At 55.1% G+C, this 20513-nt stretch carries 19 protein-coding genes and 1 tRNA gene; 13 read left to right on the top strand and 7 right to left on the bottom strand.

Going from position 1 to position 20513, the window contains the following annotated elements; translation table 11 throughout:
- Nucleotides 1-212: 212 nt before the first annotated feature.
- Together FDP13_RS09830 and FDP13_RS09825 are read left to right on the top strand one after the other, a co-directional pair.
- On the top strand, nucleotides 213-680 hold the full coding sequence (locus FDP13_RS09830) for a YhcH/YjgK/YiaL family protein (protein ID WP_015848048.1): 468 nt from the start codon (nucleotides 213-215) through the stop codon (nucleotides 678-680).
- A gap of 220 nt (nucleotides 681-900) precedes the next feature.
- Nucleotides 901-2337, top strand: coding sequence for a 6-phospho-beta-glucosidase (locus FDP13_RS09825; protein WP_143839334.1), 1437 nt, complete (start codon nucleotides 901-903; stop codon nucleotides 2335-2337).
- A gap of 95 nt (nucleotides 2338-2432) precedes the next feature.
- Here FDP13_RS09825 and argF read toward each other — a convergent pair whose 3' ends face one another.
- On the bottom strand, nucleotides 2433-3449 hold the full coding sequence (gene argF / locus FDP13_RS09820) for an ornithine carbamoyltransferase (protein WP_143839372.1): 1017 nt from the start codon (nucleotides 3447-3449) through the stop codon (nucleotides 2433-2435).
- 162 nt (nucleotides 3450-3611) lie between these two features.
- Between argF and rraB the strand changes: the two genes are divergently transcribed.
- Nucleotides 3612-4040 carry a ribonuclease E inhibitor RraB gene (gene rraB / locus FDP13_RS09815; RefSeq protein ID WP_015848045.1) on the top strand — a complete coding sequence of 143 codons (429 nt, stop codon included), beginning with the start codon at nucleotides 3612-3614 and terminating at the stop codon, nucleotides 4038-4040.
- Nucleotides 4041-4122: 82 nt separating this feature from the next.
- Here the strand turns inward: rraB and FDP13_RS09810 are convergent, their stop codons facing one another.
- On the bottom strand, nucleotides 4123-4626 hold the full coding sequence (locus tag FDP13_RS09810) for a GNAT family N-acetyltransferase (protein ID WP_143839333.1): 504 nt from the start codon (nucleotides 4624-4626) through the stop codon (nucleotides 4123-4125).
- A 277-nt stretch (nucleotides 4627-4903) separates the two neighbouring features.
- Between FDP13_RS09810 and FDP13_RS09805 the strand changes: the two genes are divergently transcribed.
- The 4 genes from FDP13_RS09805 (at nucleotide 4904) to FDP13_RS09790 (ending at nucleotide 9167) form a co-directional block, all read left to right on the top strand.
- Nucleotides 4904-5491 carry a helix-turn-helix domain-containing protein gene (locus FDP13_RS09805; protein WP_143839332.1) on the top strand — a complete coding sequence of 196 codons (588 nt, stop codon included), beginning with the start codon at nucleotides 4904-4906 and terminating at the stop codon, nucleotides 5489-5491.
- 27 nt (nucleotides 5492-5518) lie between these two features.
- Nucleotides 5519-6001 (top strand): GNAT family N-acetyltransferase, encoded by a 483-nt coding sequence (locus FDP13_RS09800; RefSeq protein ID WP_143839331.1) that lies wholly within the window; start codon nucleotides 5519-5521, stop codon nucleotides 5999-6001.
- A gap of 321 nt (nucleotides 6002-6322) precedes the next feature.
- Entirely contained in the window at nucleotides 6323-7390 is a 1068-nt protein-coding gene (locus FDP13_RS09795; protein ID WP_033576653.1) for an alpha/beta fold hydrolase, read from the top strand.
- A 157-nt stretch (nucleotides 7391-7547) separates the two neighbouring features.
- Nucleotides 7548-9167 (top strand): methyl-accepting chemotaxis protein, encoded by a 1620-nt coding sequence (locus tag FDP13_RS09790; RefSeq protein ID WP_015848038.1) that lies wholly within the window; start codon nucleotides 7548-7550, stop codon nucleotides 9165-9167.
- Between the two features lie 151 nt (nucleotides 9168-9318).
- Here the strand turns inward: FDP13_RS09790 and FDP13_RS09785 are convergent, their stop codons facing one another.
- The 3 genes from FDP13_RS09785 to pepA form a co-directional block, all read right to left on the bottom strand.
- Nucleotides 9319-12174, bottom strand: coding sequence for a valine--tRNA ligase (locus tag FDP13_RS09785; RefSeq protein ID WP_143839330.1), 2856 nt, complete (start codon nucleotides 12172-12174; stop codon nucleotides 9319-9321).
- Nucleotides 12175-12187: 13 nt separating this feature from the next.
- Nucleotides 12188-12637, bottom strand: coding sequence for a DNA polymerase III subunit chi (locus FDP13_RS09780; protein WP_015848036.1), 450 nt, complete (start codon nucleotides 12635-12637; stop codon nucleotides 12188-12190).
- 111 nt (nucleotides 12638-12748) lie between these two features.
- Entirely contained in the window at nucleotides 12749-14257 is a 1509-nt protein-coding gene (gene pepA, locus FDP13_RS09775) for a leucyl aminopeptidase (RefSeq protein ID WP_015848035.1), read from the bottom strand.
- A 282-nt stretch (nucleotides 14258-14539) separates the two neighbouring features.
- Between pepA and lptF the strand changes: the two genes are divergently transcribed.
- From lptF to FDP13_RS09760, 3 genes are all read left to right on the top strand, one after another.
- Nucleotides 14540-15652: an LPS export ABC transporter permease LptF gene (gene lptF, locus FDP13_RS09770; RefSeq protein ID WP_027713288.1), complete on the top strand. Its 1113-nt coding sequence runs from the start codon at nucleotides 14540-14542 to the stop codon at nucleotides 15650-15652.
- Between the two features lies 1 nt (nucleotide 15653).
- Nucleotides 15654-16724 (top strand): LPS export ABC transporter permease LptG, encoded by a 1071-nt coding sequence (lptG, locus tag FDP13_RS09765; RefSeq protein WP_015848033.1) that lies wholly within the window; start codon nucleotides 15654-15656, stop codon nucleotides 16722-16724.
- Between the two features lie 223 nt (nucleotides 16725-16947).
- Nucleotides 16948-17032, top strand: a tRNA-Leu gene (locus FDP13_RS09760).
- Nucleotides 17033-17161: 129 nt separating this feature from the next.
- Here FDP13_RS09760 and FDP13_RS09755 read toward each other — a convergent pair.
- A complete protein-coding gene (locus tag FDP13_RS09755) occupies nucleotides 17162-18082 on the bottom strand; it encodes a LysR family transcriptional regulator (protein WP_033576630.1) in 921 nt (306 codons plus the stop codon).
- A 10-nt stretch (nucleotides 18083-18092) separates the two neighbouring features.
- The gene (locus FDP13_RS09750; RefSeq protein WP_199886319.1) at nucleotides 18093-18272 is read right to left on the bottom strand and encodes a hypothetical protein; all 180 of its coding nucleotides are present in this window, start codon (nucleotides 18270-18272) and stop codon (nucleotides 18093-18095) included.
- A 38-nt stretch (nucleotides 18273-18310) separates the two neighbouring features.
- On the opposite strand from FDP13_RS09750, the gene FDP13_RS09745 reads away from it, so the two are divergent.
- The 3 genes from FDP13_RS09745 (at nucleotide 18311) to FDP13_RS21655 (ending at nucleotide 20511) form a co-directional block, all read left to right on the top strand.
- Nucleotides 18311-19168 carry a DMT family transporter gene (locus FDP13_RS09745; RefSeq protein ID WP_015848000.1) on the top strand — a complete coding sequence of 286 codons (858 nt, stop codon included), beginning with the start codon at nucleotides 18311-18313 and terminating at the stop codon, nucleotides 19166-19168.
- A gap of 333 nt (nucleotides 19169-19501) precedes the next feature.
- Complete coding sequence (locus tag FDP13_RS09740; RefSeq protein ID WP_143839329.1) at nucleotides 19502-20350, top strand: pirin family protein; 849 nt, start codon at nucleotides 19502-19504, stop codon at nucleotides 20348-20350.
- Nucleotides 20351-20355: 5 nt separating this feature from the next.
- Complete coding sequence (locus tag FDP13_RS21655; protein ID WP_199886323.1) at nucleotides 20356-20511, top strand: hypothetical protein; 156 nt, start codon at nucleotides 20356-20358, stop codon at nucleotides 20509-20511.
- Nucleotides 20512-20513 lie beyond the last annotated feature (2 nt).

Below are 20513 nucleotides of genomic sequence, written 5' to 3'. Positions count from 1 at the left end.
ATTGTCCGGAATTATACGCGCCGAAGAGGTGAATTCAAGCAGAAAAACACGCTCTTTTCGCGGCGGGCAATCGGTTGCGGCTGGGGGTTTCACCGTAAGCTGAAACGCATCGCCCGGATCACTTTTTTACGCCGGCCGGCTGGCGGCTTGTGGCCGACAGGAGTATAAGGAATCAAAACATTGTTTCAGTTTATTTATTTAAAGGAGCGATCATGATCATCGGTAATGTCGACCATCTGGAGCTGGTTCCCTATCTGCCTGCCAAACTGCGTGAGGCGATTGAATATGTGAAGCAGCATATTAATGCCGATACCCCGCTGGGTAAGCACGATATCGACGGCAATAAGGTGTTTGTGCTGGTGTCGAACGATAGCACCGAGCCGTTCGAGAAGCGCCGGGCCGAGTATCACGCCAAATACCTGGATATCCAGATTGTGCTGAACGGCACCGAAGGCATGACCTTCAGCAATCTGCCGGCGGGTAAACCGGACGTTGACTGGCTGGCGGATAAGGACATCGCGTTCCTGCCGGCGGGCGAGCAGGAAAAACAGGTTATCCTGCAGACCGGCGACTTCGTGGTGTTCTTCCCCGGTGAAGTGCACAAACCGCTGTGTGCCGTCGGCGAGCCGGCGCATGTACGCAAGGCGGTAGTGAAAATCGACGCTACGCTGGTGCGGTAACCCGACTGCCGAAAGCCGTCACGCCTGGCGGGAGAGTGCGCAATGCGCTCTCCCGCTGTTGTTGAGCTCCTCGCCGTACCATTTCCTCTCCTTCTTTTGCCTGATATGGCCGTATCCCGGTTCCCCGTTATTTGTCCTGACGAGTTTATGAAACCGGTTGCAGAGAGGTTTAAGTTGATGCAATCTGAAACCGGTTTCAGTTTCTGTGAGAGGAAAAAATATGAGTCAATTACCCGCAGGGTTTTTATGGGGCGGTGCGGTAGCGGCGCATCAACTGGAAGGCGGCTGGAATGAAGGCGGCAAAGGTATCAGCGTGGTGGATGTGCTCACTGCCGGCGCACACGGTAAATTGCGGCGCATCACTGATGGGGTTATTCCCGGCGAATCCTATCCGAACCACGAGGCCATCGATTTCTACCACCGTTATAAAGACGACATCGCGCTGTTTGCGGAAATGGGCTTTAAATGTTTTCGTACCAGCATCGCCTGGACGCGCATTTTCCCCAACGGCGATGAAGCGGAGCCGTGTGAAGCGGGGCTGAAGTTTTACGATGACCTGATCGACGAACTGCTCAAACACGGTATTGAACCGGTGCTGACTCTCAGCCACTTCGAGATGCCGCTGCATCTGGTACAGCAGTACGACGGTTGGATGAGCCGTAAAACGCTGGATTGCTTTGTGCATTTCGCCGACACGGTGATCGCGCGCTATCAGCACAAAGTGAAATACTGGATGACGTTCAACGAGATTAACAACCAGAAGAATGTATCGGCCGAAATTTTCGGCTGGATGTGTTCCGGGGTGAAATTCCCGCAGAAAGCGCAGCCGGAAGAAGCGATGTATCAGGCGGTGCATCATCAGTTTGTCGCCAGCGCGTTGATCGTGAAAAAAGCGCATGACATCAATCCGGATATCAAAGTGGGTTGCATGTGCGCATTTTTGCCTTACTACCCGTATTCCTGCCATCCGGAAGACGTGATGCTGGCGGCGCAAGCGATGCATGACCGCTTTTACTTTACCGACGTGCAGGTGCGCGGCCACTATCCGGCGTATGCCCGGCGTGAATGGGCACTCAAAGGCTACCAGATCCACATGGAGCCGGAAGACGAGCGGATTTTGCGGGAAGGCAAAGCGGATTACATCGGTTTTAGCTATTACATGTCGAATGTGGTGAAACACGATGTGCAGAACCGCATCGATGCCAGCATGGACGGCAGCTCCGAACATTCGATTCCTAACCCGCACCTGAAAGCCAGCGACTGGGGTTGGCAGATAGACCCGACCGGTCTGCGTTATGCGCTGACGACGTTGTATGAGCGTTACGAAGTGCCGCTGTTTATCGTGGAGAACGGGCTGGGCGCGGTGGATAAACCGGATGCGAGCGGTGTGTGTCAGGATGACTACCGCATCGATTACCTGCGTTCCCATATTGACGCGATGAAGGCGGCGGTATGGGAAGATGGCGTCGATCTGATGGGATACACGCCGTGGGGCTGTATCGATCTGGTGTCGTTTACCACCGGCGAAATGGCTAAACGCTACGGTTTCATCCACGTCGACAAGCACGATGACGGCACCGGAACGCTGGCGCGTACGCCGAAAAAATCGTTCTACTGGTATCAGCGGGTGATTGCCTCAAACGGTGAGGAACTGTAACCCGTGTCAGGGTGAACGAGTGGAGCGATAACTCAGGTTATTCGGCCCATTGCTGAGCCACATCGTCATTGGATGTGGCTCACTCTTTCCGTCGTTTACATCTCGACGCTCTGACTTAACGTCGCCACCATTACCGCTTTGATGGTGTGCATACGGTTTTCCGCCTGATCAAACACAATACTGTGGGCGGACTCAAACACATCGTTGGTGACTTCCATGCCGTTGTGCAGGCCGTACTGCTCGGCCATTTGTTTGCCGAGGGTGGTCTGATCGTCGTGAAATGCCGGCAGGCAATGCAAAAATTTCACGTGTGGATTGCCGGTGGCGGCGATCATCGCGGCGTTGACCTGATAAGGCCGCAGCAGGTCGATACGCTGTTGCCACACCTCTTTCGGCTCTCCCATCGAGACCCACACATCGGTGTAGATAAAATCCACGCCGTTGACCCCGGCCGCCACGTCTTCCGTCAGCGTAATCGAACCGCCGGTTTTGGCCGCCGCCGCCCGGCACTCCGCCACCAGACCTGCCTCCGGCCAACAGGCTTTCGGCGCGATTAATCTCAGGTCCAGCCCGGTGATGGCCGCCGCTTCCAGCATACTGTTGCCCATGTTATTGCGGGTGTCGCCCACATAGGCCAGTTTCATGCCCGACAACGGTTTACCCGGCAGGTGTTCCTGCATGGTCAACAAATCCGCCAGCAACTGGGTTGGATGGAATTCGTTGGTCAGGCCGTTCCACACCGGCACGCCGGAAAACTCCGCCAGTGTTTCCACCAGCACCTGACCATAACCGCGGTACTGGATGCCGTCGTACATACGGCCCAGCACTCGGGCGGTGTCTTTCATCGATTCTTTATGGCCTATCTGGCTGCCGCTGGGGCCGAGATACGTGACCTGGGCGCCCTGGTCGTACGCAGCAACTTCGAAAGAGCAGCGAGTGCGGGTCGAATCTTTTTCGAAGATGAGTGCGATGTTTTTGCCTTGCAGGTGGCGGGCCTCGGTGCCGTTTTTCTTATTGTTTTTGAGGGTAGCGGCGAGAGTCAGCAGGCTGCTGATTTCAGCGGGCGTGAAATCCATCAGCCGTAAAAAATGGCGCTTGTAGAACGGGTTCATCGTTGTCTTCTCCATGTGACTCAACACTGATGGTTGAATTAAAATTCACTTTATATGTGTAAATATTCAAATTCAAGTGTTGAGTTCAACTTTCTGGTGGAGAGAGAGGCTGGCCTGTGGGAAAATAGCCGCCATATTTGCCGCTTTGATGAGGACTGAGACATGGCAAACCGCGAACTGCTGGAAGAACAACGTGAAGAGACCCGCCTGATCATCGAAGAACTGCTGGAGGACGGCAGCGATCCCGATGCGCTCTACACCATCGAACACCATTTCTCTGCCGAGAAGTTTGAAGAACTGGAAAAAGTGGCGGTAGACGCGTTCAAGCTGGGTTATGAAGTGACTGACGCCGAAGAGATGGAAATGGAAGACGGCGTGGTGCTGATGTGTTGTGACGCGATTAGCGAAGTGGCGCTGAACGCCGAGCTTATCGACCAACAGGTGGAGCAACTGCTGGATCTGGCCGAACGTCATGGGGTGAACTATGACGGCTGGGGCACCTATTTCGAAGATCCGAACGGTGAAGACGACGACGAGTTCGGTGAAGACGAAGACTTCTATGATGAGGATGACGACGGCAAGCGTCATTGATTCTGAGTTGATGTGTCGCCCGGCTATCGCCGGGCGATGTGTTTTCAGTGCAGCGAGAGCGGCCGCGCATTCACAACGTGTTTTATAACGTCTTTAGCATCCTGACTTCGCAATCCACATGGCCGGTGTTGCCCATGGCGTGCGCAATAGGCTCGAACCCCAGCTTTTTATACAGGTGGATAGCGCTGGTCAGGTGCGCCGTCGTCTCCAGGTAACAACGGCGAAATCCTTGCTCCTGGCCAAATGTTAGTGCCAGTTCCGCCAACTGCCGGGCGATGCCTTGGCCGCGCGCCAACGGCAGAAAATACATTTTCTGTAACTCGCAGACATCCGGCTCACCGCCGGATAGCGGTGCCAGACCGCCGCCTCCCACCACTTCGCCATTGCACTCAACCACCCAGTAAGCGCTGGCAGGGCGACTGTAGAGTTCGAACAACTGGTCCAGATGCGGGTCGGACACGGTATACCCTTTGTCGGCTGTCAGGCCGAATTCAGCGGAAACCCGGCGGATCACATTGGCAATCGCCGCGTTATCGGCGGCCGTAATCGGGCGGGTCAGCAGGGGTGTAGACGCTGAAGTTGTCATGTTGCTCACTCTTGTCGGCGAAATCCTGTCAGATCGAACACGTTCGCCGCTGGCTTACGTGTTCCGATGATACGCGCCGTTGATTATACGTACCGGTGCGTGGTCTCAAAACCCTGTTATTGATAACGGCGTGTCGTGGAAAGCGCAACCCTGGCGTGGTGAAACAGCACACGGTTGCCAGAGGGCTGTATTTTCATCGTCTTTCTCTTTGTACGGATCTTGATCTTGTTTCTCATATGTGAGATTTTTTATCTAAATTGATATTTCAGGTGATGTGATGGAACCTCATTTTTCTGAAACCGGCCGGCTTTCTGAAACCGATCGTCGGCTGGCCGAACGGCTGGCGGCGCTGCGTCGTGAACGCGGCTGGTCGCTCGACGAACTGTCGCAGAGCAGCGGCATCAGCCGGGCGACGTTATCCCGGCTGGAACGCATGGAATCAAGCCCGACGGCGGTGTTACTGGGCCGTTTATGTGCGGTATACGGCTGTACGATGTCGAGCCTGCTGGCCGAGGTGGAAATTCAACTGCCGCAAAAATTGAGCGCGGCGCAACAGCCGGTGTGGATTGATCCGGAAACTGGATTTATCCGTCGTTCGGTCTCACCGCCGTCCGCCGGCTTTCGTGCCGAAATGATCCACGGCGAGCTGCCGGCCGGGGTGCGTATCGACTATCACGCGCCGCCGCTGGCCGGGTTGGAGCACCATCTGTATGTGTTGGAAGGGCAACTGGTGATGACGCTGGAAGGCGTTATTCATACGCTTGGTCCACAAGACAGCCTGCGCTATCGGCTGTATGGCGCGTCCGGCTTCCATAATCCCGGCCCTGACGTGGTGCGTTATTTGATAGCTATCTGCACCCCCTGAACTTTTTTTGCTACGGAGTTGAAGAGTATGAGCAATACATCACGACAGGAACCGCTGGTTGTCCGCCTTGATGATCTGACGGGTGAAGCAACAAAGTCTCTGGTGGCTTTGCATTTGACGGGAATGCACGAAAACTCACCGCCGGATCAGGTGTTCGCGCTGGATCTATCCGGCTTACAGGCGCCTGATATGACGTTCTGGAGCGTCTGGCGTGGCGAGCAGATAGCCGGTATCGGTGCGCTTAAAATGTTGCCGGATGGCAATGGCGAGCTGAAGTCCATGCGTACTCACCCGCAGTGCTTACGTCAGGGCGTCGCCGCGCATCTGTTGGTGCATATTGTGGATGAAGCGCGCCGACGCGGCTTGCAGCGCCTGAGTCTGGAAACAGGCCGCGGCCCGGCGTTTGAACCGGCTCTGGCGTTGTATCGTCAACACGGTTTTGTGAACGGCGGTGCGTTCGCGGAGTATGATGCCAGTGAGTTCAATCAGTTCCTGCATTTATCGCTGTGATGACAATTATCGCTGTAATAACAATGCTGTTTTGACGCCTGATTTCTGTACTTCTTTGTCCACAGACGACAATATCGACAACCAGCAGGGAACGTCAGGCGCTCTTTATACTACCCATGATGCAACGCATGGCGTGCCCGAGCAGAACGGTGACACGGATTATTTTGTGATTATTCTTTAAGGCTAAATTATGTGCCGATATAACTAAAATTGACGGCATATAATTATTTTTTTAATCATTAGTCAGCGAGCGTTATTGGGATATTTTACGGGAAACATTAACATCGAACTCCCCGCCTATGATTACGGAAGAGTTGTTCTATGGTTAACCGTGTGTTGTCTGGACTGGCTGGTCTGGTTTTTTTGTTCGTTTTTTATCCTGTTGCCACCGCGCAAACGTTACAACCTCAAGAAGGTAACTGGGCCGCCCCTGAGTTCCGATTCCATACCGGCGAAACCGTCAATAATCTCCGTATCCATTATTACACGTTGGGTGACAGTAAAAAGCCGGCGGTATTATTGCTGCACGGCACGAACCAGCCGGTGAGCGCATTATTGGCGGCAGGTTTCGGCGGGGAATTATTCGGCCCTGGTCAGCCGCTGGATATCAGCAAGTATTTCATCATTATTCCTGAAAGCATGGGTTCGGGAAAATCCGCCAAACCGTCTGACGGCCTGCGCACTAAATTCCCGCAATATAATTACGATGACATGGTGCTGGCACAGTATCGCCTGTTGACGGAAGGGCTCGGTATTACGCATTTGCGTCTGGTGATGGGATATTCGATGGGCGGGATGCATACCTGGATGTGGGGTGAAAAATACCCGGACATGATGGATGCACTGGTGCCGATGGCATCGCAGCCGAATGAATTGTCTGGCCGTAACTGGATGCTGCGCCGGATGCTGATTGAGACCATCAAGCGCGATCCGGCATGGAAAAACGGTGACTACACCACGCAGCCGCCGTCATTGCAGACCGCGAACATCATGTTCAGCATCGCCACCACCGGCGGTACGCTGGCCTATCAGAACAAGGCCCCGACCCGCGCTCTGGCGGATAAACTGGTGGACGAGCGTCTGGCGGCACCGGTCACGGCTGACGCCAACGACTTTATTTATATCTGGAATTCCTCGGCGGATTATAACGCTTCGCCGGAATTGAACCGAATCAAGGCGCCGTTGTTGGTGATTAACTCGGCCGATGATGAGCGTAATCCGATTGAAACAGGAATACTGGAAAGTGAATTGAAGAAAATACCGCGTGCCGAATTGTTTTTGATTCCGGCAAGTAAGGAAACCAGCGGTCATGCCACCATGATGTCGGCGAAATTTTACAAAAATAAATTGGGTGAGTTTTTGGCAGCGGTTCCACCCCGTAATCAATAACAGAATTAACCGCATCGGGCCGATGATGACAACACCATAACGTCGGCCCTTTCCTTTCATGATAATTCCTTTTCATTTTTGTTGCGGTTTATATGTGAGTTGACGCTCATGGTTTCTTATTGCCAAACATTTTCATTACCAAACAGCAGGGACAATTATGTTTCGTAAGATAAAGATCCGTACGACGCTCAGTATTATGGTGTTCTCTCTGGCCGCGTTGTCATTGGTTGTGGGCGTGCTGGGGCTGGTCGCCGTTCAGTCGGGGAATAAGTCGTTCGCACATGTGGATACGGTGGTACTGCCGGGGCTGGTGGCGTTGAATGAAAGTTCAGAATTGCTATTACGCGCCCGTCTCGATTTACGCCTGTACGAATCCCTGATGGGGAAAGGAGACAAGGACGCCGCTACCGTAGCTCTCAAGCGCGCCAGAGGCAAAATCGATGATGCCGGTAAGAAATGGCAGGAGTACCTCACTTACCCGCAATACGAGCAGGAAAGGGCCATTTCTTCCGACATGGCGGCCAAGCGCGACACCCTGATGAATGAATTTATCAACCCGGCGTTCACCGCGCTGGAGGCGGGTAATCTGGATGAGTACCGCCAGCGTGCCGGGAAGTCCACCACGTTGTACGCCGATTTTGACGGTGCGGCGAAAAAACTGGTGCAATACAAGCGGCAGAGCATCGACGAGGCGTACAGCGATTCGAACGAACGCGTTAGCCGTATGCAGTTCATTTTGTCGGTGGTGATTGTCTGTGCGCTGGTACTGGCGGCACTGGCCTGGTCGATTCTGACCAACCTGGTGGTGAAACCGCTCAATCAGGCGATTAGCGTGTTTGGCCGGATTGCGCAAGGCGACCTGCGCGCCAACATTGAGATTCGCGGCAATAACGAAATTGCTCAGTTGTTCGGCGCGGTACAGCATATGCGCGACGGGCTGGAAAATATGGTGCGGGCGGTGCGCAACGGTACTGACGCCATCAGCGTCGGCGTTGAGGAGATTGCCTCCGGTAATATCGATTTATCCAGCCGTACTGAACAGCAGGCCGCATCATTAGATGAAACTGCCGCCAGTATGGAGCAGATTCTGTCGACGGTCAGCAACAACGAAGACAACACCCGTAAAGCCAACGATCTGGCGCAGAAAGCCTCGCATTCCGCTTCTCGCGGCGGCGATGTGGTCACCGAAGTCGTCGATACCATGCGTTCCATTCAGCAGAGCTCGGCGCGTATCTCCGATATCGTCGGCGTGATCGACGGCATCGCCTTTCAGACCAACCTGCTGGCGCTGAACGCGGCGGTGGAAGCGGCACGAGCGGGCGAGCAGGGCAAAGGCTTTGCGGTGGTGGCATCCGAAGTACGTACGCTGGCGCAACGCAGCGCCACGGCGGCGAAAGAGATCGGCACCATGATCGATAACTCGCTGAGCCGTATCGAGAAAGGCGCCGGGCTGGTGGAAGTGGCCGGCAAGACGATGGATGAGATTCTGTCGGATGTCCGCAAAGTGGTGGATATTATGGGTGAGATCATGCTGTCTTCCGGTGAACAAAGCCGGGGAATTTCACAGATCAATATCGCCATTAGCCAGATGGACGGCGTAACCCAGCAGAACGCCGGCCTGGTAGCGGAGGTGGCGAGCGCCGCCAGTTCGTTGCAGGCACAGGTGACGCATTTGCAGCAGTCGATCGCCAGTTTCCGCCTTGATAACGAGCCCCAACCCCGGCTGGACGATAACCGCAGAGCACAGCCGCGCGTTGCGCTGGTCGGTTCACGGTAAGCCGTACCGGATAGCCGTTAGCGTTGTTACATCAAAGAAAAAGCCCCGCGATAACAGGCGGGGCTTTTTTATGTTAATCAGAGCATTATCAATCAAACCGCTATCAATCAGGCTAATGCCGTCTTTAACCGGCGTTAGCCTGTAGCACTGATTACAGTGCGGCGATAGTCGCCTGCTGCTCCAGCAGCTTGGCTTTGGCGGCGGCGTAACCGTCACGTTTTTCACGCTCTTTGGCGACAACCGCTTCCGGTGCGCGCGCCACAAAACCGTCGTTGGACAGCTTGCTGTCGATGCGGCCGATTTCCACTTCAAGCTTCGCCACTTCTTTTGCCAGCCTGTCCAGCTCGGCCACTTTATCAATCAAGCCGGCCATCGGGATCAACAACTCGGCGCCATCCACCAGTTTGGTAACGGAAACCGGGCCTTTGTCGCCAGCCGGCAACAGCGTGATGCTCTCCAGACGCGCCAGCGTCTGAATAAAGCCGAGATTGTCCTGCACGCGGCGGGTGGCATCGGTGGACGCATCGCGCAGCAGCAGGGCAAGCGGTTTGCTGGGGGCGATGTTCATTTCAGCGCGGATATTACGCACTGCGATGATCGTCTGCTTGATCCACTCCAGATCGTTAAATGCTTGCTCGTCTTCCAGCGTGGCATCAAAAGCCGGGAACGGCTGCAGCATAATCGTATCGGCGCTCACGCCTTTCAGTACCTTCACCCGTTGCCAGATGGTTTCGGTAATGAACGGGATGATCGGGTGCGCCAGGCGCAACAATGCTTCCAGTACGGTGACCAGCGTGTGGCGCGTGCCGCGCAGTTCGGCTTCACTGCCGCCGTTCATCACCGGTTTGGTCAGTTCCAGATACCAGTCGCAGAACTGGTTCCAGGTGAACTCATACAGCACGTTGGCGGCCAGATCGAAACGGTAGCTATCCAGCGCTTCACGGTAGGCTTTCACTGTGCGGTTGAATTCCGCCAGAATCCAGCGGTCTGCCAGCGACAGCACTTTCTCGCCGCCGTTAAAGCCGCAATCCTGTTCTTCGGTGTTCATCAGCACGAAGCGGCTGGCGTTCCACAGCTTATTACAGAAGTTGCGGTAACCTTCCAGGCGTTTCATGTCCCAGTTGATGTCGCGGCCGGTAGAGGCCAGCGCCGCCAGCGTAAAGCGCAGGGCGTCGGTGCCGTGCGGTTCGATGCCGTTCGGGAACTGTTTTTCGGTACGTTTGCGGATTTTCTCCGCCAGTTGCGGCTGCATCATGTTGCCGGTGCGTTTTTCCAGCAGCGCTTCCAGCGAAATACCGTCTACCATATCCAGCGGGTCAATCACGTTGCCCTTGGATTTGGACATCTTCTGGCCTTCCTCGTCACGGATCAGACCGGTCATATACACGGTATGGAACGGCACCTGCGGCTTGCCGTCTTCATCTTTGATGAAGTGCATGGTCATCATGATCATGCGGGCGATCCAGAAGAAAATGATGTCGAAGCCGCTGACCATCACACTGCTGGGATGGAAGGCTTTCAGCTCCGGGGTTTGCTCCGGCCAGCCGAGTGTGGAGAAGGTCCACAACCCGGAGGAGAACCAGGTGTCCAACACGTCTTCGTCCTGACGCAGCGCTACATCCGCGGCCAGATTATTCTCGCGGCGCACTTCGGCTTCATCACGGCCGACGTAGACTTTGCCGTTATCGTCGTACCACGCCGGGATGCGATGACCCCACCACAGCTGGCGAGAGATACACCAGTCCTGAATGTCGCGCATCCAACTGAAGTACATGTTTTCGTACTGCTTCGGCACGAACTGGATACGGCCGTCTTCCACCGCTTCCACCGCCGGTTTAGCCAGCACGCCGGCACGAACGTACCACTGGTCGGTCAGCATCGGCTCGATCACCACGCCGCCGCGGTCGCCGTAGGGCACGGTCAGGTCGTGCGCTTTAATTTCTTCCAACAGGCCCAGCTCATCAAACGCGGCTACCACGGCTTTGCGAGCGGCGAAACGCTCCAGTCCGCGAAACGCGTCGGGGATGTCGCTGCTGTAGGCGGTGCTGGCTTCGCCGTTGGTATTGAAAACTTCCGCTTCCTGGCGGATATCGCCGTCGAACGTCAGGATGTTGATCATCGGCAACTGGTGACGCTTGCCGACTTCGTAGTCGTTGAAGTCGTGCGCCGGGGTAATTTTCACGCAGCCGGTGCCTTTTTCCATATCGGCGTGTTCGTCGCCGACGATCGGAATGCGGCGACCGACCAGCGGCAGGATCAGGAACTTGCCGATCAGATCTTTATAGCGCGGATCTTCCGGGTTTACCGCTACGCCGGTATCACCCAGCACGGTTTCCGGACGGGTGGTCGCCACCACCAGATACTCTTTGCCGTCGGCGGTTTTCGCGCCGTCCGCCAGCGGGTAGCGCAGATGCCACATCGATCCTTTGACGTCGCGGTTTTCCACTTCCAGGTCGGAAATGGCGGTACGCAGTTTCGGGTCCCAGTTCACCAGGCGTTTGCCGCGGTAGATCAGGTCTTCTTGATACAGGCGAACGAACACTTCCTTCACCGCGTTGGACAAGCCGTCGTCCATGGTGAAACGCTCGCGCTCCCAGTCTACCGAGTTGCCCAGTCGGCGCATCTGGCGGGTAATGGTGCCGCCGGATTCCGCCTTCCACTGCCAGATTTTATCGATAAACGCTTCACGGCCGTAATCGTGGCGGGTTTTGCCTTCTTCGGCGGCGATCTTACGTTCCACGACCATCTGGGTGGCGATGCCGGCGTGATCGGTCCCGGCCTGCCACAGGGTGTTTTTACCCTGCATACGCTGGTAGCGGATCATCGTGTCCATAATGGTTTGCTGGAAAGCATGGCCCATGTGCAGGCTGCCGGTCACGTTGGGCGGCGGGATCATGATGCTGAAGCTTTCTTTGCTGGTGTCGCCGTTGGGCTTGAAGTAGCCCTGTTTTTCCCAGTGCTCGTACAGCGGCTGCTCAATGTCGTGCGGGTTGTATGTCTTTTCCATTATGCTCAAAAAGTCAGTGAGTTGGCGGCGTCGCCGTGGTCAATTGGAAGCCGACGCTGCGATAGGCTTTATAGCGGTCGCGCGCCAACTGTTTCAGAGATTCTTCGTAAGGAACGAAGTCTATCACTTCATGGAAAGCGGTGGCAAAATCTGCGAACTGCGGCATCAGGCTGATTAACAGGTCGCGCGGCGCATTGCCGCGTTTTTGCGGCCAGGCCAACTCCACCGGCGCGCCTTGCCTCGGCCCTTCTCCCGCCAGATTGTGCGGCACGAACGCGTGTGGTTCGCGTTGCCATAGTGCTTCATCCAGCTTTAATGCCTGTTGCTCGTCTTCGCAGGCGATCAACACGCGCTGGCCGGCGCGCCAGCGCGCCGCCGCCAAATCACAGGCGAGCGCTTCGCAAGCGCTCAGTTCGCCGCTGACGCGGTCGCTCTCAATGAGATAGAAGGTCGCGTTTTTCATGATGCTCCGCATACCGATGAAGGTCACAGACAGAATAACAAATCCCCGCAAACGCGGGGATCGGGCTGGAAGGGAATGAATACGCCGCCAACCGGCGGCGATTGCCGATGATTACTCGGCGTCATTCAACCCGGCACGGTTTAGCAGGAACTGCGACAGCAATGCTACCGGGCGGCCGGTCGCGCCTTTCGCCTTGCCGGAACGCCAGGCGGTGCCGGCGATATCCAGATGCGCCCAGCTGTATTTGCGGGTAAAGCGCGACAGGAAACACGCGGCGGTGATGGCGCCGCCGGGGCGGCCGCCGATATTCGCCATATCGGCGAAATTGGAGTCCAACTGTTCCTGATACTCATCGCCCAGCGGCAAACGCCAGGCGCGGTCGCCCGCCTGCTCGGCGGCGCCCAACAGTTCATGCGCCAGCGGATTATGGTTCGACATCAACCCGGTCAAATGGTGACCCAATGCGATGACGCACGCGCCGGTCAGGGTGGCGACGTCAATCACCACGTCCGGTTCGAAGCGTTCGACGTAAGTCAGGGTATCGCACAGCACCAGACGGCCTTCGGCATCGGTATTCAGCACTTCCACCGTTTGGCCGGACATGGTAGTCAGAATATCGCCGGGGCGATAAGAGCGGCCATCCACCATATTTTCACAGCCTGCCAGTACGCCGATGATGTTGAGCGGCAACGCCAGTTCCGCCGCCACGCGCATGGCGCCGTAAACCGCAGCGGCACCGCACATGTCGTACTTCATTTCGTCCATGCTGTCGGCGGGTTTGATGGAGATGCCGCCGGCATCAAAGGTTAGACCCTTACCGACCAACACGATAGGCTTGCTGGCGCTATCCGGATTACCTTTGTATTCGATAACCGACATCAGCGATTCGTTCTGTGAACCCTGCCCTACCGCCAGGTAGGCGTTCATCCCCAGCTCTTTCATCTGCTGTTCGCCGATGACGCGGGTGGTTACCTGATGGTAACCGTCGGCCAATTGGCGCGCCTGCGAGGCGAGATAGGCGGCGTTGCAGATGTTCGGCGGCATATTGCCCAGATCTTTGGCCGCTTTGACGCCGGAGGCGATTGCCAGACCATGCTGGATGGCGCGCTCGCCGGATGTCAGCTCGCGGCGAGTCGGCACGTTGAACACCATTTTACGCAGCGGGCGACGCAGCTCGACCTTATTCGTCTTCAACTGATCGAAGGTATAAAGCGTTTCTTTGGCGGTTTCGACCGCCTGACGCACTTTCCAATAGGTGTTGCGGCCTTTTACATGCAATTCGGTCAGAAAACAGACGGCTTCCATCGAACCGGTCTCATTGAGAGCGTTGATGGTTTTCTGGATAACCTGCTTATATTGGCGCTCATCAAGCTCGCGCTCTTTACCGCAGCCAATCAGCAAAATCCGCTCGGAAAGGATATTCGGCACATGGTGCAAAAGCAGGGATTGCCCGACTTTGCCCTCCAGCTCGCCTCGGCGAAGAAGCGCACTGATGTAGCCATCGCTGATTTTATCGAGTTGTTCTGCGATAGGGGACAGCCGACGCGGTTCAAACACGCCGACGACAATGCAGGCACTGCGTTGTTTTTCCGGGCTACCGCTTTTTACGCTGAACTCCATGAACTCTCCTGAATCTTTAAAGACAACGGTGGGATCTACGGCTAGAATGTGGCGTTCCGTAATCTTTTCCCGCCGTTGCGTTAACATAAACTGTGTTAATCTAAACGACGTAGCGAATCTGTGCGAGGATACTCAGCAGGTTCTGATAAACATCCCACAAACAGGGATGTTTTAATAACGCTTTAGCTACGAAGGTTGCCACAAATGAGTGTAAATGGCGAGTTAGCGAAAAAACTATCGGCTTTCCTGCAAAAATACAAGTTTTCACAGGCGTAATTAAGCGTGATCATCATTCGATATCTGGTAAGGGAAACCTTCAAGAGCCAGGTGGCCATTCTGTTTATCCTGTTACTGATTTTTTTCTGTCAGAAACTGGTGCGGATATTGGGCGCGGCCGTGGACGGCGACATCCCGACGAATCTGGTTTTGTCCCTGCTGGGGCTGGGCGTGCCGCAGATGGCGCAGCTGATTTTACCGTTGAGTCTGTTCCTCGGGCTGTTGATGACCTTCGGTCGGCTCTACGCGGAAAGTGAAATCACCGTCATGCACGCCTGTGGGCTGAGTAAGAGCGTGTTGCTCAAGGCGGCGCTGTTGCTTTCGTTGCTGACCGCTTCGCTGGCGACCGCCAATGTTTTGTGGCTGAGCCCCTGGTCGTCGCGTCACCAGGATGAAGTGCTGGCACAAGCGCGAGCCAACCCAGGCATGGCATCGCTGGCGGAAGGCCAGTTCCAGCAGACGCAGGACGGCAACTCGGTGCTGTTCGTCGGTAAGGTGAACGGCAGCGATTTTGAACGGGTTTTTCTGGCGCAATTACATCCGCGTGAGAACACCCGGCCGTCGGTGGTCGTAGCTGATCGCGGCACTGTCGCTGCGCGCGGCGACGGTTCTCAGGTGGTGACGCTCAGTAAAGGCACCCGCTATGAAGGCACGGCGATGTTGCGTGATTTTCGTATCACCGATTTTATCAATTATCAGGCTATCGTTGGTTATCAGCCGGTCGCCGTTGACCCGAGCAACGTTGAACAGATGAGTTTGAAGACGTTGTGGGAGTCTTCGGATATTGCCGCCCGCGCCGAATTCCACTGGCGGTTAACGCTGATTTTGTCGGTACTGGTGATGGCGGTGATGGTGGTACCGTTGAGCGTGGTCAACCCGCGTCAGGGCCGGGTGCTGAGTATGTTGCCGGCAATGCTGCTGTATCTGGTGTTTTTCCTGCTGCAAAGTTCGCTGCGATCTAACGCCGGCAAAGGCAAGCTCGACCCGATGGTGTGGATGTGGCTGACCAACCTGGTCTATCTTGCGCTTGCCGTCATCCTGAACCTGTGGGATAGCGTACCGGTGCGTAAATTGCGCGCCAGCCTGAAAGTAGCAAAAGTAGTAAAAGGAGCGGCCTGAGATGTTTCGCGTACTGGACCGCTACATCGGTAAAACCATTTTCAACACCATCATGATGACGTTGTTCATGCTGGTGTCGCTCTCCGGCATCATTAAATTTGTCGATCAATTGCGCAAAGTGGGGCAAGGCGGCTACTCGGTAATGGGCGCCGGGCTCTATACGTTGCTCAGCGTACCGAAAGATATCGAGATCTTTTTCCCGATGGCGGCGCTGCTCGGCGCACTTTTGGGGCTGGGAACGCTGGCGACCCGCAGCGAACTGGTGGTGATGCAGGCATCCGGCTTTACCCGGTTGCAAATTGCCGGTTCCGTCATGAAAACCGCTATTCCGCTGGTGTTGCTGACCATGGCCATTGGCGAATGGGTGGCGCCGGCAGGTGAGCAGATGGCGCGCAACTACCGTTCACAGATGATGTACGGCGGTTCGATGCTATCGACGCAAAGTGGCTTGTGGGCTAAAGACGGCAATGATTTCGTCTACATCCAGCGGGTAGCGGGAGAAAGTGAACTGCTGGGCGTCAACATTTATCATTTCGACAAACAAAACAAACTGTTGTCCGTTCGCTATGCCGCCTCTGCCGTGTATGAGAATGGCGGCTGGAAACTGTCTCAGGTTGAGGAGTCCGACCTGAGCGACGGCAAGCAGATTGGCGGCAGCCAGACCGTCAGCGGTGAATGGAAAACCAACCTGACGCCGGACAAGCTCGGCGTTGTGGCGCTGGAGCCTGACGCGCTTTCTATCCGCGGCCTGTACGATTACATCAATTACCTGCGTCAGAGTGGGCAGGAGGCGAGCCGTTATCAGCTTAATATGTGGAGTAAACTTTTCGCGCCGCTGTCTGTGGCCGTCATGATGCTGATGGCGCTGTCGTTTATCTTCGGTCCGCTGCGCAGTGTACCTGCCGGTATGCGAATCGTGATTGGCATTAGCTTCGGTTTTCTGTTTTACGTGCTGGATCAGATTTTTGGCCCGCTCAGTCTGGTGTATCACATTCCGCCGGTGCTGGGAGCTTCGTTGCCGAGTGCTCTGTTCCTGTTCATCAGCATCATGCTGCTGTTGAAACGGCGCTAATCGTCATCTATTTACTCAACGGGCGAGCTGCGATAGCTCGCCCGTTTTTATCTGCAGCACCTTCACCACTCTACAAAAACACGCTTGCAGCCATGAATTAACCGGCCAAAACTGCACTAACGGCGATTTTTTCAACGTTCGCAACGTCAAACGACGGATTAGGGTTGCACCGATCCTGCACAAAGGTATAATCCACCACGTTTTCCGCAAAGTACTACTTCGTGCCGAAGTGGCGAAATCGGTAGACGCAGTTGATTCAAAATCAACCGTAGAAATACGTGCCGGTTCGAGTCCGGCCTTCGGCACCAACAGTATATAAATAGACGTCAACCGACGTCTTTTTTTATGCCTGAAATCCAGTATCCGCAAGGCTTTCCCCGAGTTTTCTGTCAAACGAAGTCAATCTGATTCCAGCGGGTTCCTTCCCCAAATCCATCTCAGGTTATACCGTCTCCCGGTTGGCTGCACATCAGCACGGCCTGACGTAGCCACTGATGGGCGGCGTCGTTTTCACTACGGATATGCCACCCTTGCCGATAGGCGAAGCGGGAGAGTTCCAGTGGTGGAAGAAATTGGCGCAGGGCTGTGTGCTGCTGTATGTGCTCCACCGTCCGGCTGGGGACGGTGAGAATAAAATCTGTGCCTGCCAGTAGATCCGCCGCTGCCCCCCAATGGGGTAATACCACTGCAATTCGCCTTTTCAGGCCCAGCAACGCCAATGCTCTTTCAATTTCATCATTGGAGTCTGGCCGCAGAGCGACCAGTATATGCGGGCGCTGCAACCACTCTTCCAACGATAACCCGCCATCGACGGGCAATGTTGATTTGTCCGCCACGCTGATATAACCGTCGGAGAATAGCGTTTGTACCCGAATGTGGTCCGGCGCATCCGGGAATAATCCCAACGCTAAATCCAATTCGCCATCCGTCAACTGTACCACCATGGCATCACGGCTGACCTGACTGACAGCCAGATCCAGGCCCGGTGCCAATTCGCGGACGTGTCGCGCTAACCGGGGTAACACAATGCGCGTTGCATAGTCCGACATGGCTATTCGGAAACGCCCGTTGACGAGTGACGGGTCAAACTCCATCGAGCCGCCCAACAGGCCGTTCAGGCTGGTCAATGCGTCATGGAGCGGTTGCATCAAGGCATTGGCGCGAGCCGTCAGCACCATTTTGCCGTTGCGCCGTACCAGTAAAGGATCATCAAAATACGCACGAAGCTGTGCTAACGCGTGGCTGATCGCCGGCTGGCTTTTGTGCAACCGTAGCGCGGCGCGCGTGACGTGTTTTTCCGTTAACAACGCGTGCAATGTCAGCAGTAAATTGAGGTCAATCCGGCGAAGTTCATTCATGTGGCGAATATTAAGTGTGCATATAAGCGATTTCCATAAATTTAGCAGATGAATAATGCTCTTGAGAAATTTGTTCACCTGCTATGAAAAAGAGACTTATATGAGCTTGTTCTTCACCTTGGTCTGCATCAGCCGCTGCTGCGTAAAAAAACATTTGGCGATGATTACGCTGATTCAGCGTCGCGCCCATTCTCATAATACGACCTCTCCGTTTTTGGGGGGGACGCCATGAAGACATTATCCAATGGCAATCACTTTCGCGGTTGGCTTGCCACCACCATCGCCTGGATTTTGTTAGGTACTAACTATTGGGTCATACACCAGTTTCTCTTTGCGATTCCCCCGATTTGGGCATCCGCCCTGCGTGCCTTACCGGCGGGACTTGTGTTGCTTCTCATCGTTCGGCGCTTGCCTTCCGGCAAGTGGTGGTGGCGTTCTGCCATACTGGGTTCGCTGAGTATGGGGCTGTTTTTCTTGTTACTTTATATCGCCACTCAGCGATTACCTTCGAGTATTGCCGCTTCCATCGGCGCACTTAGTCCCCTGGTGTTTGCCGGGGTGGCCTGGCTGTTGATTCATGAGCGTGTTAACGCCCGCTTTCTGGGCGGAGCCGCGTTTGGCATCATCGGTATCTTGCTGATTGTAGGGGCTAAAGAGGGAACTATCGATGTGGTCGGAATGGCGGCTGCATTCGGCGCGATTATTCTCATGGCGATTGGCGCAGTGCTGGGCAAGTTGTGGGACGATGGTACTCCCGTTCTCACGACGACGGCATGGCAGCTTATGGCGGGCGGGATAGAGCTTCTCATCGTCGCTGTCCTGGTAGAAGGTGCTCCGCCTGCGGTTAATAGCAGCGAGTTTATCGCCCTTAGCTATGTCAGCTTAATTTCAACCGCCGTCAGTTATGCGTGTTTGTTCACCGGGTTTCGGTATTTGGGGGCCGGTATGGTTGGGCTTCTCGGACTATTGAGCCCGGTTACCGGCGTGCTGATGGGCGTTACCCTTGCCTCGGAATCCCTGACGCTGACTCAAAGTCTGGGTATCGGCTTGATACTTTTGGGTATCGTTCTGGCACAAAAGAAGTGAGTGTGTGGCAGGCGTAATGCCCGTCAGGTTTCACAAACGGCAGCATTCTCGCCATCATGATGTCCAGAAGAAAAGCGTTGTTACAGACATCGTTAAACGGTGTATTACCCGACATAGTGATTACCTGTACCTTAGCGGTGGTCGGGGCGATTTTTAAACAGGCACCAGTAGCACAGCAAGGCGATCCTGAATAAGGCTGGCCGATATGCTTTATATTTCCACCCGTCGAGGGGGAATATGAGGTACGTTTTTATCACTCACCACATGGTGCGGGTATCGTGCCCTAATAGGGTTCGTCTCCTTCATCGAACTTTTTCGTGTAGCGAGGGAATTATGCGTACTGTTTCAGCCTGCCATGCCGCTTATCGGGATGACATTGCAGACCTGATAACCCGTCGTCCGGTGCCCAGTCCGGACGTGCCGCAGGTGGATCCTTTTTTGTTTCTGAATCACCACGGCCCACAAGTGTATCCACCGAATAACGCGGGGCTACCTTTCGGGCCGCATCCTCACCGTGGATTTGAAACCGTCACGTTTATTTTGGCAGGGAGTCTGGCGCACCGTGACAGCGGTGGGCATGAAAGCATTATCAATGCTGGGGGCGTGCAGTGGATGACGGCCGGTTCCGGGCTGGTTCATTCCGAGCTGTCGCCGGAGGACTTCAAACGTCAGGGCGGTGCGATGGAGATCCTGCAATTGTGGGTGAATTTGCCGGCTCGCCTGAAAATGACCTCACCGCGTTATATCGGGCTGCAACGGGACGATATTCCCTGTGTACCGCTGGCATCAGGGCAGGGGGAAATGCGGTTGATTTCAGGGGTGTATGCCGGTGTGACCGGCCCGATCCCATCGCTCACCGGTGTGTTTATGTCGGTGGTGCAGTTGCAACCGGGAACAGAGGTAGTGTTACCTGCGCCGCAGGGAAACAACGTGTTCTTATACGTGGTGTGTGGCTCGGTAAACATCGCGGATACTCCTGTTTCGCCGTGGAATTTGGTGGAAATGCATGATGATGGCGATGCCGTTGTCATCAACGCCACAGAAAAAACGGTGCTGCTGTTTGGATATGCGGAACCGATAGAGGAACCCGTCGTCTCTTACGGGCCGTTCGTGATGAATACGCGTGACGAGATCCAGCAAGCGATAGCGGATTACCACGCCGGGAAGTTCGATAAGGTTTAACCCACATGACCAGTAAATTGACGAAAAAGCAGCTTGTCGCGCTAAACGATCTTAGCCGTGACACACTGTTGGAGATTGTGCTGACGTTGTCTCGTGAGCATAAACCGGCGCGAGATTCACTGGTTAACGGTGCATATCGGATGTATATCGGCCCGGCATGAAT

Origin of the sequence: Dickeya sp. ws52 (genome assembly GCF_007210685.1) — a bacterium.
In the GTDB taxonomy this organism is placed as follows: domain Bacteria; phylum Pseudomonadota; class Gammaproteobacteria; order Enterobacterales; family Enterobacteriaceae; genus Dickeya; species Dickeya chrysanthemi.
The sequence above is the reverse complement of the archived record's forward strand: the minus strand, read 5'-3'. Positions and strand labels throughout refer to the sequence as shown.